The sequence below is a fragment of the Streptomyces sp. Edi4 genome, assembly GCF_040253615.1.
Classification (GTDB): Bacteria; Actinomycetota; Actinomycetes; order Streptomycetales; family Streptomycetaceae; genus Streptomyces.
In genome coordinates, this window is record NZ_JBEJGY010000004.1 from 3141785 (window position 1) to 3156965 (window position 15181).

The 15181-nt window shown below is 66.4% G+C and carries 8 protein-coding genes, 3 rRNA genes and 1 pseudogene; 5 read left to right on the plus strand and 7 right to left on the minus strand.

Annotated elements, in window-relative coordinates; genetic code table 11:
- Entirely contained in the window at positions 1 to 1149 is a 1149-nt protein-coding gene (gene mtnA / locus ABR738_RS16345) for an S-methyl-5-thioribose-1-phosphate isomerase (protein WP_350230709.1), read from the minus strand.
- Positions 1150 to 1304: 155 nt separating this feature from the next.
- Here mtnA and ABR738_RS16350 point away from each other — a divergent pair, with 155 nt between their 5' ends.
- Genes ABR738_RS16350 through ABR738_RS16370 form a run of 5 tightly spaced genes read left to right on the plus strand, consistent with a single transcriptional unit; the run spans position 1305 to position 6725 of the window.
- Entirely contained in the window at positions 1305 to 2549 is a 1245-nt protein-coding gene (locus tag ABR738_RS16350; RefSeq protein WP_350230710.1) for a glycerophosphoryl diester phosphodiesterase membrane domain-containing protein, read from the plus strand.
- 4 nt (positions 2550 to 2553) lie between these two features.
- Positions 2554 to 3243 (plus strand): DUF4129 domain-containing protein, encoded by a 690-nt coding sequence (locus ABR738_RS16355; RefSeq protein ID WP_350230711.1) that lies wholly within the window; start codon positions 2554 to 2556, stop codon positions 3241 to 3243.
- On the plus strand, positions 3240 to 4424 hold the full coding sequence (locus ABR738_RS16360) for a DUF4350 domain-containing protein (RefSeq protein WP_350230712.1): 1185 nt from the start codon (positions 3240 to 3242) through the stop codon (positions 4422 to 4424). The genes ABR738_RS16355 and ABR738_RS16360 overlap by 4 nt, the downstream gene beginning before the upstream one ends.
- Positions 4421 to 5404, plus strand: coding sequence for an AAA family ATPase (locus tag ABR738_RS16365; RefSeq protein ID WP_350230713.1), 984 nt, complete (start codon positions 4421 to 4423; stop codon positions 5402 to 5404). Before ABR738_RS16360 ends, ABR738_RS16365 begins: the two co-directional genes overlap by 4 nt.
- A gap of 10 nt (positions 5405 to 5414) precedes the next feature.
- On the plus strand, positions 5415 to 6725 hold the full coding sequence (locus ABR738_RS16370; RefSeq protein WP_350230714.1) for a DUF58 domain-containing protein: 1311 nt from the start codon (positions 5415 to 5417) through the stop codon (positions 6723 to 6725).
- 174 nt (positions 6726 to 6899) lie between these two features.
- Here ABR738_RS16370 and ABR738_RS16375 read toward each other — a convergent pair.
- The 6 genes and pseudogenes from ABR738_RS16375 to ABR738_RS16400 all read right to left on the minus strand — a co-directional run.
- Positions 6900 to 7001: pseudogene (locus ABR738_RS16375) on the minus strand (DNA-binding response regulator); the annotation flags it as partial.
- Positions 6989 to 8233 (minus strand): sensor histidine kinase, encoded by a 1245-nt coding sequence (locus tag ABR738_RS16380; RefSeq protein ID WP_350230716.1) that lies wholly within the window; start codon positions 8231 to 8233, stop codon positions 6989 to 6991. The gene ABR738_RS16380 and the pseudogene ABR738_RS16375, both read right to left, overlap by 13 nt.
- Positions 8234 to 8414: 181 nt before the next feature.
- Positions 8415 to 8531: ribosomal RNA gene (gene rrf, locus ABR738_RS16385) — 5S ribosomal RNA — on the minus strand.
- 90 nt (positions 8532 to 8621) lie between these two features.
- Positions 8622 to 11746: ribosomal RNA gene (locus ABR738_RS16390) — 23S ribosomal RNA — on the minus strand.
- Positions 11747 to 12031: 285 nt separating this feature from the next.
- Positions 12032 to 13557, minus strand: a 16S ribosomal RNA gene (locus tag ABR738_RS16395).
- Together the 16S, 23S and 5S rRNA genes form the textbook arrangement of a ribosomal RNA operon.
- Before the next feature lie 604 nt (positions 13558 to 14161).
- Positions 14162 to 15169 (minus strand): stage II sporulation protein M, encoded by a 1008-nt coding sequence (locus ABR738_RS16400; RefSeq protein ID WP_350230717.1) that lies wholly within the window; start codon positions 15167 to 15169, stop codon positions 14162 to 14164.
- Between the last annotated feature and the right edge of the window lie 12 nt (positions 15170 to 15181).

A 15181-nucleotide genomic window follows, 5' to 3' on the forward strand; every position in this document is an offset into this window, starting at 1 on the left:
TTAGCTAATCGTTACCTGGCGTGACCTGGCACACAGCTCCCTCAGCCCGCCGCCTGTCACCGGGGACAGGACACCCTCCTCTGTGACGATCGCCGTGACCAGTTCCGGCGGTGTCACATCGAAGGCGGGGTTGTACGCCTGCGTCCCCAGCGGTGCCACCGGGAGCCCGGAACCGGACCCCCAGCCGCCCCCTGGGATCTGCGGGGCAGTGAACTCTGTCACCTCCTGGCCGGGACGCTGCTCGACCTCGATGGATGCGCCGTCGGGGGTGTTCAGATCCACCGTGGTGACCGGCGCGACCACGATGAACGGCACATGGTGGTATTTGGCCAGCACGGCGAGGGGATAGCTTCCCACCTTGTTGGCCACCGAGCCGTCGGCGGCGATGCGATCGGCGCCGATGAGGACAGCATCCACCTCCCCGGCCGCGAACAGCGAGCCGGCGGCGTTGTCACTCAGCAGGCTGTACGCCATCCCGCTGCCGGCCGCCTCGTACGCCGTCAGCCGCGCCCCCTGCAACAGCGGCCGCGTCTCGTCGACCCACAGCCGCCGCAGACGGCCCGCCCGGTGCGCGGCCAGCGCGACCGCGAACGCGGTGCCCTCACCGCCGGAGACCAGACGCCCGGTGTTGCAGTGCGTGAGGACGCGATGGCTGCCGCCCGGCAGCAGCTCGTCGAGCAGCGCGAGCCCGTGCCGGGCCATGGCCGCACTGCCCTCGGCGTCCAGCCGGTGCAGCTCCTTGGCCGCGGCCAGCGCCGCCGCCCCCGCCTCCGCCGGTTCCGCGCCCTTCTCCACCGCTGCCCGGTACGCCCTGGTCGCCAGCCGCACCCCGTACTCGAGGTTGACCGCGGTGGGCCGCGCCCCGGCGAGGTGCGCCGCGGCCTCGTCCACGTCGTACCCGCGCGCCGCGGCCAGCGCCACCCCGTAGGCCCCGGCGAGGCCGAGCAGCGGGGCTCCGCGCACCGCCAGTGTCTGGATGGCCCGCACGAGCGCCGGCACATCCGTACAGACCAGTTCCACCTCCTCGGCGGGCAGCCGGGTCTGGTCCAGCAGAACCAGCACCGGGCCCTCCGGCGGCTCGTCCCAGCGCAGCGAAGGTATTCCCGAGGGAGCGGACCCCATGGTCGTTCGCACGTCCTGATCAGCCATCCGCCCAGTCTGCCCCGTGAGCCACCGACAAATGAAGGTGCGAACGAGATACGGGGGCCGGTCCATGGCCCGGATCCACATGGCACGATGGCAGCCAACCCCAAGGAGCCGGCTCGCGCAGCCGGTCCCGTGACCAATCCACGAGGTGGACGACCGTGAATGACTCTCCGGGCTGGGCCTCGCCCGGATCGGCCCCCTCCGACGGCGACAATTCCGGGACCTCTCCGGCGCCCGAACCGTCCGAGCGGGCCCACGCCTCCTCGAAGTGGTCCCAGGACCAGCCGCCGGCCGCCCCGTGGTCCTCGCCGGGTCCCGGCCAGAACCCGCCCCCGCCCGCACCGGGCTGGAATGGCCCGCCTACCGGCCACGGCGGCTGGGGCCGGATCCCGGGACAGCCGCCCGGCGGCAACTGGAACCACAACTACGGCCGCCCGCCCGCGGCCAAGCCGGGCGTGATCCCGCTGCGCCCGCTGGGCGTCGGCGAAATCCTCGACGGCGCGGTTTCCGCCGCACGCGCCCATTGGCGCACCGTCGTCGGTCTGACGCTGGCGGTCGCGGTGGTCTCCCAGACCGCCCAGCTCCTCACCACGCGTTTCATCCTGCCGGCGCCCGCCACGGTCGACCCGAACGCCACCGGCGCCGAGGCCATCAACCAGGCCTTCGACGCGATGCAGTCCAGCCTCCTCGCGCTCATGCCATCGGTGGTCATCGGTCAGCTCGCCACCATGCTGACGACCGCCGTCCTGGCCCTGGTGGTCAGCCGCTCCGTCCTGGGCCGCTCCGTGACGCCGGGCGCCCTCTGGGCCGAGGCCCGCCCGCGCCTGCTCAGCCTGTTCGGCCTGGTGGGCCTGTTGACCCTCCTGTTCACCGCGATCTCCGCCGTCGGCATCCTGCCCGGGGCGCTCCTTGGCGGGGGCGGCGGCGCCGCGCTCACCGCGCTCGGCGGACTCGCCGCGTGCGTGGTCACCCTCTGGCTGTACATCCGCTACATCCTCGCCGGCCCGGCGCTGATGCTGGAGCGGCAGGGCATCGTCCAGGCGCTGCGCCGGTCCGCCAAGCTGACCAGTAACTCCTGGTGGCGCGTCCTTGGCATCACCCTGCTCGCGCTGCTCCTCACGGTGATCGTCGCGATGATCATCGAGCTGCCCTTCGGCGTGCTGGCGATGGCCGTGGACAGCACCTCCTTCGGCGACGTCATCAACGGCACCGCCCCCGACTTCGGATGGGCCTACCTGATCATCTCCGGCATCGGGGGCGTGATCGCGTCGGCGATCACCTACCCCCTCTTCGGCGGCGTCACCGCGCTGCTCTACATCGACCAGCGCATCCGCCGCGAGGCGCTCGACCTCGAACTGGCCCGCGCCGCAGGCGTTCCCGGCCACGAAACACCCAGGAGCTGATGCAGTGTCAGAAGCGGGGGGCTTCATAACGGCACGGCCGCTCATCGCGGCATCCGGCGGACCGCCGGTGGACATTCCGCGCGACGCGGCCCGTGAGGCGGCCCGGCGCGAACTGTCCGACCCGGCATACCACCAGCACGACCCGAGTCTGCTCCAGCGCGCCGTCAACAAGCTCTGGGACTGGATCGGCTCGCTCTTCGACGCCGCGTCCGGGGGCACCCCCGGCGGCTGGCTCGGCCTGGTCGTCATCGTGCTCGTCGTCCTCGCGCTGATCGGCGCGCTGTGGTGGCGGCTCGGCACACCGCAGCGAGCCTTCACCACGAGCGGCGCCGTCTTCGACGACCGCCCGCGCAGCGCCGCCGAACACCGCACCACGGCCGAGGCACACGCCGCCGCACACCGCTGGACCGAGGCCGTCCAGGAACGGATGCGCGCCATCGTCCGCTCCCTGGAGGAGCGCGCCCTGCTCGACCCGCGCCCCGGCCGCACCGCCGACGAGGCCGCCGCCGAAGCAGGACTCCCCCTGCCCGCCCACGCGGACCGGCTGCGCGCCGCCGCCCGCTCGTTCGACGACGTCACATACGGCGGCCGCACCGCCGACGAGGCGGCGTACCTGCGCCTGCGCGATCTCGACCGCGACCTCGAACGCACCAAGCCCGCGCTGAGCGACGCGGCCCAGGGAGTCGCCGGATGACCGCCACCACGGCCGCCACCACGTCCACGTCGCTCACGCCCCGCCATGTGTGGACCCGCGCCCGCGGCCTCCTCATCGCCCTGGTCATCCTGGTCGGGGGCGCTGTCGCCCTGGCCGCGATGCACTCCGACGCCCAGCACGGCAGCCTCGATCCGCGCTCCGCCGACCAGTACGGCAGTCGCGCCGTGGCCGAGCTCCTGAAGGCACAGGGGGTCTCCACGCGCGTGGTCACCACGCTCGACGAGGCAACCGCGTCCGCCGGCCCCGACACCACCCTCCTGATCACCGTCCCCGACCTCCTGACCGGGGGCCAGCAGCGTCAACTGCGCGCCGCCACCGCCGGCTCCGGGGGGCGCACCGTCCTCATCGCCCCCGGTGAGCCGTCCTTGGGCACCCTCGCGCCCGGCATACGCGCCGAAAGCCCCGTCCCGGTCGAGCCGCGCGATCCCCGCTGCGCCGACGACGCCGCCACCCGCGCGGGCCGCGCCGACACCGGCGGCATCCGCTACGCGTCCTCCGGCGCGCACACCGACGGCTGCTACCGGGCCGCCGGCCTGCCCACGCTCTTGACTGTCCCGGCCCCCGGACCGGGCGACACCGTCCTGCTCGGCGCCCCCGACATCCTCCTCAACCACCGCCTCGACGAGGAGGGCAATGCCTCCCTCGCCCTTCAACTGCTCGGCACACGCGCCCATGTGGTCTGGTACCTCCCCTCGCTGGGTGACACATCGGCCACCGACGGCGGCCAACGCTCCTTCTTCGATCTGATCCCGGCCGGATGGCGCTGGGGCACCCTCCAACTCGCCCTGGCCGCCGTGCTCGCCGCCCTCTGGCGCGCCCGCCGCCTCGGCCCGCTCGTCACCGAGCACCTACCGGTCGCCATCCGCGCCTCCGAGACGACCGAGGGACGCGCCCGTCTCTACCGCAAGGCCAACGCACGCGACCGCGCCGCCGACACATTGCGCTCGGGCACCCGCGCCCGCCTGGCTCCGCTCCTCGGCGTGTCCGCTTCGGCGGCGCACTCCCCCGAGGTCCTGGTGCCGGCCGTATCCGCCCGGCTCCCCGCAGCCGGCCGCGACCCCCTTTCCCTGCTCTTTGGCCCAACACCGGCCAACGACACCGCACTTGTCCGCCTCGCGGACGACCTGGACGCCCTCGAAAGAGAGGTACGCACTTCATGAGCGACCGCACCCCGGAGACCGCAGCGCACCCGGACAGCGCCCGCGCTTCCCTGGAAGCCCTGCGCGCCGAGATCTCCAAGGCCGTGGTCGGCCAGGACTCCGCCGTCACGGGCCTCGTCGTAGCACTCCTCTGCCGCGGCCACGTGCTGCTCGAAGGCGTACCCGGCGTCGCCAAGACTCTCTTGGTGCGCGCCCTGGCGGCGTCCCTCGAACTCGACACCAAGCGCGTCCAGTTCACCCCCGACCTGATGCCGAGCGACGTCACCGGCTCCCTGATCTATGACGCCCGCACGGCGGAGTTCTCCTTCCAGCCCGGCCCGGTCTTCACCAATCTGCTGCTGGCGGACGAGATCAACCGGACGCCGCCCAAGACCCAGTCGTCCCTTCTCGAAGCGATGGAGGAACGTCAGGTCACGGTCGACGGAACCCCCAGGCTCCTGCCCGACCCGTTCCTGGTGGCCGCCACGCAGAACCCGGTCGAGTACGAAGGCACGTACCCCCTGCCCGAGGCCCAACTGGACCGGTTCCTGCTGAAGTTGACCGTGCCCCTGCCCTCACGCCAGGACGAGATAGACGTACTCTCCCGGCACGCGAACGGCTTCAACCCCCGCGACCTGAACGCGGCCGGCGTGCGCCCCGTGGCCGGCCCGGCCGACCTCGAAGCAGCTCGCGCGGCCGTCGCCAAGACCTCGGTCTCGCCGGAGATCACCGGCTATGTCGTCGATATCTGTCGTGCCACGCGTGAATCCCCCTCGCTCAGCCTCGGGGTCTCCCCCCGAGGCGCCACCGCCCTGCTCTCCACGGCGAGGGCCTGGGCCTGGCTCACCGGCCGCGACTACGTCATCCCGGACGATGTGAAAGCCCTGGCACTCCCCACTCTTCGCCACCGCGTCCAACTCCGCCCCGAGGCCGAGATGGAGGGTGTCACCGCCGACTCCGTCATCACTTCGGTACTCGCCCACGTCCCCGTGCCCCGCTGAAGGCGACGCCATGGCCATCACCGGACGCTCCGCACTCCTGGCCGCCCTCGGTTCCATCCCGGTGGGCGTCTTCGCCCCGGGCTGGACCGGGATGCTGGCGGTCAACGCTCCCCTTGCACTCGCAATTCTGTGCGACTACGCCTGCGCGGCGCCAGTCCGAAAGCTTCAGTTCACTCGAAGTGGTGATACATCCGTTCGACTCGGCGACCGGGCCGACGTCGGCCTCACCGTCACCAACCCGTCGAACCGGCGCCTGCGAGCCCAGCTCAGGGACGCGTGGCCGCCCAGCAGCTGGCCGGCGGACGCGGAACAGGCGGCCTCCCGCCACCAGGTCACGATCCCGGCCGGCGAACGCACCCGCCTCACCACGGTGCTGCGGCCGACCCGGCGCGGCGACCGCCACACCGACCGCGTCACCGTCCGCTCGTACGGCCCGCTCGGCCTGGCCGCCCGCCAGGGCCGGCACGAGGTGCCGTGGGCCGTGCGGGTGCTGCCGCCGTTCACCAGCCGCAAGCATCTGCCGTCCCGGCTGGCCCGGCTCCGCGAACTCGACGGCCGTACCAGCGTGTTGACCCGAGGCGAAGGCACGGAATTCGACAGTCTCCGCGCGTACGTACCGGGCGACGACACCCGCTCCATCGACTGGCGTGCCACCGCCCGCCAAGGCAACGTGGCTGTCCGCACCTGGCGCCCCGAGCGCGACCGCCACGTCCTCATCGTCCTGGACACGGGCCGGACCTCGGCAGGCCGCGTCGGCGACGTGCCCCGGCTCGACGCGGCGATGGACGCGGCACTGCTGCTCGCGGCCCTCGCCTCCCGAGCCGGCGACCGCGTCGACCTCCTCGCCTACGACCGCCGGGTACGTACGCAGGTCCAGGGCCGGGCCGCGGGCGAACTCCTGCCTGCGCTGGTCAACGCGATGGCCCCGCTGGAACCCTCCTTGGTCGAAACCGACGCGCGCGGCCTCAGCGCGGCCGCTTTGACGCACGCCCCACGCCGGTCCCTTATCGTCCTGCTGACCGGCCTGGACACCGCCGCCACGGAGGAGGGCCTGTTGCCCGTACTCCCCCGGCTCACCCAGCGCCACACGGTGCTGGTGGCCTCCGTGGCCGACCCTCGCATCGCGCACATGACCAAGGGCCGGGGCGACATCGACGCGGTGTACGAGTCAGCGGCGGCGGGGCAGACCCAGCAACAGCGCCGGCTCACGGCGGAGAAGCTGATGCGTCACGGAGCCACAGTCGTCGATGCCGCCCCGGACGCGCTGGCCCCGGCCCTGGCGGACGCCTATCTCGAACTGAAGGCGGCGGGCCGCCTGTAGAAATGCCATCGAGTGGGGCAAGGGGCGAACGGGGCGCCTCCTGAGAAGACAGGGGGCGGCCCTCTGCACCCCCTCAGTACTCCAGCCATAGACCGTGATCACGGATGGGAAGGTCAGGCTAGGGAAGCGCAGCGAGAGCGACTGGGCGACGACCTACGGGGCCAGGGGCGTGCCCGCGTCACCAGCTTCTGCGGCGTCCTGGAACCCCTGCGTCCCCAGCACCTTGATGAGGCCGACCCGCAACAACACCGAATCCGCGGCGATCACTGCGCGCACGGCAGCTCCGCAGTGATGGTGGTGGGCCCGCCAACGGGGCTGCTGACGTGGAAGACCCCGTCGAGGGAGCCGACCCGCTTGGCCAGCCCCGTCAGCCCCGTGCCGGCCGCGGTGTCGGCACCGCCCAGCCCGTCGTCGGTCACGCGCACGCGCAGTACCTCGCCGACCTGGCGGACTACCACCTCCGCACGCATCGCGTTGGCGTGCTTCGTCGCATTGGTCAGCGCCTCAGAAATCACGAAGTACGCGACTGCCTCCACTTTGGGCGCCAACCGCCCCTCCAGATTGATACGCAGCCGCACCGGCAGGGGCGTGCGGGCAGCCAGTCCGGACAGCGCCGCGTCCAAACCCCGGTCTTCGAGCACGGCCGGGTGCAGCCCCCGTACCAGGTCGTTGAGCTCGGCGATCGCCTCCTTCGCCTCCAGGTGCGCTCTCGCGATCACGTCGCGGGCATCATTCGCCAGGTCCGGGCGGGTGGCCATGGCCAGACCCAGGTTGACCGCGAGAGACACCAACCGCTGCTGGGTGCCGTCGTGCAGGTCGCGCTCGATCCGGCGGCGCTCCGCGTCGACGGCCTCGATCAAGTCGATCCGGCTCACGGCCAGCTGGTCGACCCTCTCCTGTAGCCGCTGCGCCCGACTGGGGCCGAGCAGGCCCAACGCCAGCCGCGTCTCGGCTCGGGCTACTGCCCGCGCGGTCCAGGGCAGGCTGCACAGGAGGAGGAGCCCAGCCGCTGTGTAGACCGGCAGCTGGGTCAGGTAGCCGAACCAGTCCTGGCGGATTCCGGACGGCAGCGCCCATGCCCAGGCGTAGGCGGCGACGCCCGCCAGGGACGCCGCCGCCACCGCGAACACCAGCAGCTCCAGCAGCGCGAGCAGCGGGCCAAGGAGGAGGTGGTAGCCGATCTTGCGCCAAGGCCGCGTCGCCGCGAGCCACCGGGCGGTCGAGGCCCACGTCCATTTTTCCGGTGCGGTGGGAGTGAACCGGGGGACGTCCACGCCAATGAGCGCCCGGTAGCGAGCCCGCTGAGCGGCCGTCACCACCGGGGTGCCGAGCAGGACCAAGGTGGCCGACAGGCAAACCGTAAGGAGCCAGTTCCCCGTCCTGGCGGTAGTCGCCGCCCAGGACCACACGGGCACCAGCGCCAGGTGCGGCGGTACACCCGCGCCTAAAAAGCCGATGTCCCGCTGCGCCCGCAGGACCGTGCGTCTCAGGCCGGCTGGAAGCGTCATGGCACGACGCTATGGCACCCCGGCAGGACGGTGCCATGAAACCTGTATCCGAGCTCATGGTGAACCTAGTACCAGCTGTAGGTCTTGATCTCGGCCTGCGCACTTACAGCATCAAACGCGAAAAAGCCCCGCACCGTCGACCGTATTCCTACGATCGGGTGCGGGGCTTTTCCCACAATTTGTTCGGCGGCGTCCTACTCTCCCACAGGGTCCCCCCTGCAGTACCATCGGCGCTGAAAGGCTTAGCTTCCGGGTTCGGAATGTAACCGGGCGTTTCCCTAACGCTATGACCACCGAAACACTATGAAGTTGAACTCGACCAGCACACACCCCAAAGGGCATGCGGGAGTTCATTGCTTCAGAACAAACACAGTGGACGCGAGCAACTGAGGACAAGCCCTCGGCCTATTAGTACCAGTCAGCTCCACCCGTTACCGGGCTTCCACATCTGGCCTATCAACCCAGTCGTCTACTGGGAGCCTTACCCTCTCAAGGAGGTGGGAACACTCATCTCGAAGCAGGCTTCCCGCTTAGATGCTTTCAGCGGTTATCCTTTCCGAACGTAGCCAACCAGCCATGCCCTTGGCAGGACAACTGGCACACCAGAGGTTCGTCCGTCCCGGTCCTCTCGTACTAGGGACAGCCCTTCTCAATGTTCCTGCGCGCGCAGCGGATAGGGACCGAACTGTCTCACGACGTTCTAAACCCAGCTCGCGTACCGCTTTAATGGGCGAACAGCCCAACCCTTGGGACCGACTCCAGCCCCAGGATGCGACGAGCCGACATCGAGGTGCCAAACCATCCCGTCGATATGGACTCTTGGGGAAGATCAGCCTGTTATCCCCGGGGTACCTTTTATCCGTTGAGCGACGGCGCTTCCACAAGCCACCGCCGGATCACTAGTCCCGACTTTCGTCCCTGCTCGACCCGTCGGTCTCACAGTCAAGCTCCCTTGTGCACTTACACTCAACACCTGATTGCCAACCAGGCTGAGGGAACCTTTGGGCGCCTCCGTTACTCTTTAGGAGGCAACCGCCCCAGTTAAACTACCCATCAGACACTGTCCCTGATCCGGATCACGGACCGAGGTTAGACATCCAGCACGACCAGAGTGGTATTTCAACGACGACTCCACAACCACTGGCGTGGCCGCTTCAAAGTCTCCCACCTATCCTACACAAGCCGAACCGAACACCAATATCAAACTGTAGTAAAGGTCCCGGGGTCTTTCCGTCCTGCTGCGCGAAACGAGCATCTTTACTCGTAGTGCAATTTCACCGGGCCTATGGTTGAGACAGTCGAGAAGTCGTTACGCCATTCGTGCAGGTCGGAACTTACCCGACAAGGAATTTCGCTACCTTAGGATGGTTATAGTTACCACCGCCGTTTACTGGCGCTTAAGTTCTCAGCTTCGCAACCCCGAAAGGTCACTAACCGGTCCCCTTAACGTTCCAGCACCGGGCAGGCGTCAGTCCGTATACATCGCCTTACGGCTTCGCACGGACCTGTGTTTTTAGTAAACAGTCGCTTCTCGCTGGTCTCTGCGGCCACCCCCAGCTCAGAGAGTAAATCTCATCACCGGTGATGGCCCCCCTTCTCCCGAAGTTACGGGGGCATTTTGCCGAGTTCCTTAACCATAGTTCACCCGAACGCCTCGGTATTCTCTACCTGACCACCTGAGTCGGTTTAGGGTACGGGCCGCCATGAAACTCGCTAGAGGCTTTTCTCGACAGCATAGGATCATCCACTTCACCACAATCGGCTCGGCATCAGGTCTCAGACTATATGTGCGACGGATTTGCCTACCGCACGTCCTACACCCTTACCCCGGGACAACCACCGCCCGGGCTGGACTACCTTCCTGCGTCACCCCATCGCTTACCTACTACCACCTTGGGTCAGCGGCTCCACCACTCCCCTCAACTCCGAAGAGATCAGGGCGGCTTCACGGCCTTAGCATTAATGGATTCGATATTGGGCGTTTCAAAGCGGGTACCGGAATATCAACCGGTTGTCCATCGACTACGCCTGTCGGCCTCGCCTTAGGTCCCGACTTACCCTGGGCAGATCAGCTTGACCCAGGAACCCTTAGTCAATCGGCGCACACGTTTCTCACGTGTGTATCGCTACTCATGCCTGCATTCTCACTCGTGAACCGTCCACCACTAGCTTCCGCTGCGGCTTCACCCGGCACACGACGCTCCCCTACCCATCCCAGCAGGCGTTGGCCCTATATGCTGGAATGACACGACTTCGGCGGTACGCTTGAGCCCCGCTACATTGTCGGCGCGGAATCACTTGACCAGTGAGCTATTACGCACTCTTTCAAGGGTGGCTGCTTCTAAGCCAACCTCCTGGTTGTCTCTGCGACTCCACATCCTTTCCCACTTAGCGTACGCTTAGGGGCCTTAGTCGATGCTCTGGGCTGTTTCCCTCTCGACCATGGAGCTTATCCCCCACAGTCTCACTGCCGCGCTCTCACTTACCGGCATTCGGAGTTTGGCTAAGGTCAGTAACCCGGTAGGGCCCATCGCCTATCCAGTGCTCTACCTCCGGCAAGAAACACACGACGCTGCACCTAAATGCATTTCGGGGAGAACCAGCTATCACGGAGTTTGATTGGCCTTTCACCCCTAACCACAGGTCATCCCCCAGGTTTTCAACCCTGGTGGGTTCGGTCCTCCACGACCTCTTACAGCCGCTTCAACCTGCCCATGGCTAGATCACTCCGCTTCGGGTCTAGAGCGTGCAACTCAATCGCCCTGTTCGGACTCGCTTTCGCTACGGCTTCCCCACACGGGTTAACCTCGCTACACACCGCTAACTCGCAGGCTCATTCTTCAAAAGGCACGCAGTCACGACGCACTGAGTAAACTCAGCGCGCGACGCTCCCACGGCTTGTAGGCACACGGTTTCAGGTACTATTTCACTCCGCTCCCGCGGTACTTTTCACCATTCCCTCACGGTACTATCCGCTATCGGTCACCAGGGAATATTTAGGCTTAGCGGGTGGTCCCGCCAGATTCACACGGGATTTCTCGGGCCCCGTGCTACTTGGGTGTCTCTCAAACGAGCCGTTGATGTTTCAGCTACGGGGGTCTTACCCTCTACGCCGGACCTTTCGCATGTCCTTCGCCTACACCAACGGTTTCTGACTCGCCTCACAGCCGGCAGACTGTGAAAGAGAGATCCCACAACCCCGCATGCGCAACCCCTGCCGGGTATCACACGCATACGGTTTGGCCTCATCCGGTTTCGCTCGCCACTACTCCCGGAATCACGGTTGTTTTCTCTTCCTGAGGGTACTGAGATGTTTCACTTCCCCTCGTTCCCTCCACATACCCTATGTGTTCAGGTATGGGTGACAGCCCATGACGACTGCCGGGTTTCCCCATTCGGAAACCCCCGGATCAAAGCCTGGTTGACGGCTCCCCGGGGACTATCGTGGCCTCCCACGTCCTTCATCGGTTCCTGGTGCCAAGGCATCCACCGTGCGCCCTTAAAAACTTGGCCACAGATGCTCGCGTCCACTGTGCAGTTCTCAAACAACGACCAACCACCCATCACCCCACCAGAACCTGGTGAGTGCACTGGGGCCGGCACTTGAAGGCAGCCTTTCGGCCGTACCTTCAGATACCCAACAGCGTGCCCGGCCCTCCCCATCGCCCCGTGTCGCGTTCCACACTCCGAAGAGCAGTACTAGCGGCCCGAGTCGACCGGAAGTGCCGAATAGTCAACGTTCCACCCATGAGCTGACCGTGCAGAACATGTGTCTGCAATCGGTACTGTGCTCCTTAGAAAGGAGGTGATCCAGCCGCACCTTCCGGTACGGCTACCTTGTTACGACTTCGTCCCAATCGCCAGTCCCACCTTCGACAGCTCCCTCCCACAAGGGGTTGGGCCACCGGCTTCGGGTGTTACCGACTTTCGTGACGTGACGGGCGGTGTGTACAAGGCCCGGGAACGTATTCACCGCAGCAATGCTGATCTGCGATTACTAGCAACTCCGACTTCATGGGGTCGAGTTGCAGACCCCAATCCGAACTGAGACCGGCTTTTTGAGATTCGCTCCGCCTCACGGCATCGCAGCTCTTTGTACCGGCCATTGTAGCACGTGTGCAGCCCAAGACATAAGGGGCATGATGACTTGACGTCGTCCCCACCTTCCTCCGAGTTGACCCCGGCAGTCTCCTGTGAGTCCCCATCACCCCGAAGGGCATGCTGGCAACACAGAACAAGGGTTGCGCTCGTTGCGGGACTTAACCCAACATCTCACGACACGAGCTGACGACAGCCATGCACCACCTGTATACCGACCACAAGGGGGCGACTATCTCTAGCCGTTTCCGGTATATGTCAAGCCTTGGTAAGGTTCTTCGCGTTGCGTCGAATTAAGCCACATGCTCCGCTGCTTGTGCGGGCCCCCGTCAATTCCTTTGAGTTTTAGCCTTGCGGCCGTACTCCCCAGGCGGGGAACTTAATGCGTTAGCTGCGGCACCGACGACGTGGAATGTCGCCAACACCTAGTTCCCAACGTTTACGGCGTGGACTACCAGGGTATCTAATCCTGTTCGCTCCCCACGCTTTCGCTCCTCAGCGTCAGTAATGGCCCAGAGATCCGCCTTCGCCACCGGTGTTCCTCCTGATATCTGCGCATTTCACCGCTACACCAGGAATTCCGATCTCCCCTACCACACTCTAGCTAGCCCGTATCGAATGCAGACCCGGGGTTAAGCCCCGGGCTTTCACATCCGACGTGACAAGCCGCCTACGAGCTCTTTACGCCCAATAATTCCGGACAACGCTTGCGCCCTACGTATTACCGCGGCTGCTGGCACGTAGTTAGCCGGCGCTTCTTCTGCAGGTACCGTCACTTTCGCTTCTTCCCTGCTGAAAGAGGTTTACAACCCGAAGGCCGTCATCCCTCACGCGGCGTCGCTGCATCAGGCTTTCGCCCATTGTGCAATATTCCCCACTGCTGCCTCCCGTAGGAGTCTGGGCCGTGTCTCAGTCCCAGTGTGGCCGGTCGCCCTCTCAGGCCGGCTACCCGTCGTCGCCTTGGTAGGCCATCACCCCACCAACAAGCTGATAGGCCGCGGGCTCATCCTTCACCGCCGGAGCTTTTAACCCCTCAAGATGCCCTGAGGAGTGTTATCCGGTATTAGACCCCGTTTCCAGGGCTTGTCCCAGAGTGAAGGGCAGATTGCCCACGTGTTACTCACCCGTTCGCCACTAATCCACCCCGAAGGGCTTCATCGTTCGACTTGCATGTGTTAAGCACGCCGCCAGCGTTCGTCCTGAGCCAGGATCAAACTCTCCATGAATGTTTACCCGTAATCGGGTGCACACATCACGTAAGAGCGGGACGGAACCACCGGAATAAGGCGGCCCGTCCACAGCGTCCTCGCTGTGTTGTTGCCTGACGACCACGAGGGCCGGCAGGACTTTTCAAAGGAACCTCGTCCCACCGAAGTGGAGACGGGGTTGTCAATCTGGCGTTGACTTTTGGCACGCTGTTGAGTTCTCAAGGAACGGACGCTTCCTTTGTACTCACCCTCTCGGGCTTTCCTCCGGGCGCTTCCCTTCGGTATTTCGTGTTTCCGACTCTATCAGACTCTTTCGTGTCCGATTCCCCGTCGAATTGGGGTTAGCTTCGAGTTCTTCGCTTTCGCGTTTCCCTTTCGGCGTTTCCGACTCTATCAGAAGCATTTCGGCCGATCGAATCGACTTCTTTGGCTTCGAATGGTGATTCGGAATGGCTCATCACTGGGAAATGGAATTTCCGGTGAGAGCGAGAGAGATGTTAACCAGTGATCCCGAACTTGTCCAGTTCGAGGCAACCGTTTGAATCTACCTCCCCACGCGAACCGTGTCAACGGTTTTTGTGGGCGAAGAGGAGAGTAGCAGGCCAGAGGGGCTGCACGCACATCACGCGGCCGTCGGAAGTTCGGCACTGCGGGCGCTCGCCTCGACGTCGCCCAGCTCCCCCGCTCGTGTGGCACGGCCGCCCAGGACGTACACGTACGCGAGGAAGGCCAGTTCCGCGACGACGCCGAGGCTGATGCGGGCCCAGGTCGGGAGGCCGGAGGGGGTGACGAAGCCTTCGATCAGGCCCGAGACGAACAGCACCAGCGCAAGGCCGATGGCCATGCCGACCGCCGCTCGGCCGCGTTCCGCCAGGGCCGCGCGGCGGGTGCGGGGACCCGGGTCGATGACCGTCCAGCCGAGGCGCATGCCCGTACCGGCGGCGACGAAGACCGCGGTCAGTTCCAGGAGACCGTGCGGCAGGACCAGGCCGAGGAAGGTGTCGAGGCGTCCGGCGGACGACATGAGGCCGATGCCGACGCCCAGGTTGAGCATGTTGAGGAACAGGATCCACAGGACCGGGATGCCGAAGAATGCGCCGAGGACCAGACAGATGGCCGCGGCCTGCGCGTTGTTCGTCCAGACTTCGGCCGCGAAGGAGCCGGCGGGATGGCTGGAGTAGTACGTCTCGTACTCGCCGCCCGGGCGGGTCATCTGCCGAAGGGCGTCAGGGGCCGCGATGGCCGACTGGACCTCGGGGTGGACGCCGATCCACCAGCCGATGAGGGCTGAGACCGCGACGGAGACCAGCGCGGCGGGTATCCACCAACGTCGCGAGCGGTAGACCGCCGCCGGGAAGCCCTCCGTGAGGAAGCGCACGGCATCGCGCCAGGTCGCGCGGCGGGTGCCCGTGACCGCTGAGCGCGCGCGGGCCACCAGTTGCGTCAGCCGGGCCGTCAGGAAGGGATCCGGGGCAGTGGACTGGATGTGGGAGAGGTGGGTGGACGTGCGCTGGTAGAGCGCCACCAGTTCGTCCGCCTCCACGCCTGAGAGCCGGCGGCTGCGGCGCACGAGGTGTTCCAGGCGGTCCCACTCCGCGCGGTGGGCCGTGATGAAGACGTCGAGGTCCATGTTCTGCTGCTG

Bases quoted from the DNA above. Each gene is read 5' to 3' on its own strand.
- ABR738_RS16370 (WP_350230714.1), top strand. From the start codon at position 5,415: ATGGCCATCACCGGACGCTCCGCACTCCTGGCCGCCCTCGGTTCCATC.
- ABR738_RS16380 (WP_350230716.1), bottom strand. From the start codon at position 8,233: ATGACGCTTCCAGCCGGCCTGAGACGCACGGTCCTGCGGGCGCAGCGG.
- mtnA (WP_350230709.1), bottom strand. From the start codon at position 1,149: ATGGCTGATCAGGACGTGCGAACGACCATGGGGTCCGCTCCCTCGGGA.
- ABR738_RS16360 (WP_350230712.1), top strand. From the start codon at position 3,240: ATGACCGCCACCACGGCCGCCACCACGTCCACGTCGCTCACGCCCCGC.
- ABR738_RS16365 (WP_350230713.1), top strand. From the start codon at position 4,421: ATGAGCGACCGCACCCCGGAGACCGCAGCGCACCCGGACAGCGCCCGC.
- ABR738_RS16400 (WP_350230717.1), bottom strand. From the start codon at position 15,169: ATGGACCTCGACGTCTTCATCACGGCCCACCGCGCGGAGTGGGACCGC.